Here is a 1,981-nt window from a genome sequence, read left to right as displayed (position 1 = left end):
GTCCTCTCTCCTGAAAACAGCAAAGCGCCCTCTTCTCAAGAGCACTTCACTGTCACAGATGTCCAAGCCTCAGAATCCGGTATGTATAAGCTTATCTTGCGGGAGCTAAAGTAAAGATATGCTTATAAAGAAATGATCTAGTACATGTTTATATTTAGAAGAAAAAAATACAAATTAACAAATGAAGCAATTAAGGTTGGCGAATTTATTCTTTACCGTATTAAAGCTATCAAAAATTTTGGTACAATTAAGAAAGGTGATTTAGGTGGATATATTGAAAAAGAAAGAAACCTAAGTCCTTACGATAATTGTTGGGTTTTTGATAATGCACAGGTTTACGGAAATGGATATGTTTCTGAAAATGCTACAATTAGGGATGATGCAAAAGTTTATGGTATAGCATCGGTTTCTGGTGAAGCGCAAATTTCTGGTAAAGCGCAAATTTATGATGAGGCCTCAGTTTGGGGAAGCGCTAAAGTTTATGACAGCGCTAAAGTTTTCGGAACAGCATCTGTTTCTGACGATGTAAAAATTTATGATGAAGCATCAGTTTCTGGTGAGGTATGCATTACAAATTCGGCATGTATTTTTGAAAACGCTAAAGTATATGGTGAAGCATTTATTTCCAAAAATGCTAAAATTTTCGGCAATGCAAAGATTTATGGTGAAGCATCTATTTTCGGAAATGCACATATTTCCGGAAATGCTAAAATTTACGGTGAAACATCTATTTCCGGAAATGCTAAAATTTATGACAATACAAAAATTTATGATGAGGCATCAGTTTGGGGAAATGCTATAATTTGCAATAATGCACAAGTTTTTGATCGTGCAGATATCTCTGACAATGCGCAGATTTTCGATAATGCAAAAGTTTATGGTAAAGCATCGGTTGCTAATGAAGCGCAAATTTCTGGTAATGCACGAGTTTATGGCGAGGCATCAATTTTTGACAGTGTGCAAGTTTGTGGAAAAGCGCGAATTTGCGGAACAGCAGAAATTTACGATAATGAAATTATTTCAACTGGGGTGAGAGACTAAAAACAAAAAAACAAACGATTGTGAATTCAACCCTATCACTGGCTTGTTTGATTTTATTGGAAAAGAAAGGATATTCGGATCACAATTAAAGAATTTAATCGATTACTTGTGTAAAAACGATTTTTAGAAAAATATAATATTACTGCTTGACATTATAGTAGGAGTATGAATAATCGAATCAGGTGCCTAAGAAACACCTTAGAACCATAAGCGGATTGGTTACCGAAATAATCAGTCTCCTATACATTAAAGACTTTGACTCATTATATGCTACATGCATATAATAATATCTGTCGGGTGTGGTTACGCTATACAATACCCTTTATGGGGAAAGTGTAACGACGGACTTATGGCCGTGTTTCTTAGCGCCCGGCACTTTTCTAGAGTGTCATTAAGAAACGTCTAACCATAAGGAATTCATTATGAATACTCTTATAGAAATTAGAGAACGGGTTATTGATCAGGAAACTGTTCAAACTGTTAACGCGCGTGATTTGCATGCGTTTTTGGAAATAAAATCTGAATTTAGAAATTGGATTAAAAATCGCATTAAAGAATGTAAATTTCAGGAAAATATAAACTTTATAACTGCGGTAAATTTTTACCGGGGTGGAAAAATAAAAGAATACCACATTACGTTAGACGTGGCTAAACATCTTTCGATGATAGAGCGTAATGATAAAGGGCATGAAGCGCGTCAATACTTTATCAAATGCGAACGGCTTCTGAAACAAGTAGCAACACCGCAAGTCGACTACTCCAAACCGGAAGCATTGCTTGGTGTTTTGAATCACTTACAAAGTCAAATAGAGCAGAAAGATCATGTTATTGCAGAATTAGCACCAAAAGCAAAAGCTTTGGATGGTTTAAAACGCTCTGATGGTTTGTTTGGTCTTATTGAAGCAGCAAAGATGTTAGAGGTACGACCAAAGGACTTAAC

The 1,981-nt window shown here is 35.5% G+C and carries 2 protein-coding genes; both read left to right on the top strand.

Annotated elements, in window-relative coordinates:
* Positions 1 to 144 precede the first annotated feature (144 nt).
* Positions 145 to 1,041, top strand: a complete 897-nt coding sequence (locus tag ACFIJK_RS09090) for a hypothetical protein (RefSeq protein ID WP_375627566.1) — start codon at positions 145 to 147, stop codon at positions 1,039 to 1,041.
* A gap of 422 nt (positions 1,042 to 1,463) precedes the next feature.
* A partial coding sequence (locus tag ACFIJK_RS09085) for an antA/AntB antirepressor family protein (protein WP_375627565.1) occupies positions 1,464 to 1,981 on the top strand: 518 nt, incomplete at its 3' end.

It is taken from the genome of Bartonella sp. PS17NMGDW (assembly GCF_042193555.1).
GTDB lineage: Bacteria > Pseudomonadota > Alphaproteobacteria > Rhizobiales > Rhizobiaceae > Bartonella > Bartonella grahamii.
This window is presented reverse-complemented; position numbering and strand designations above follow the sequence as displayed.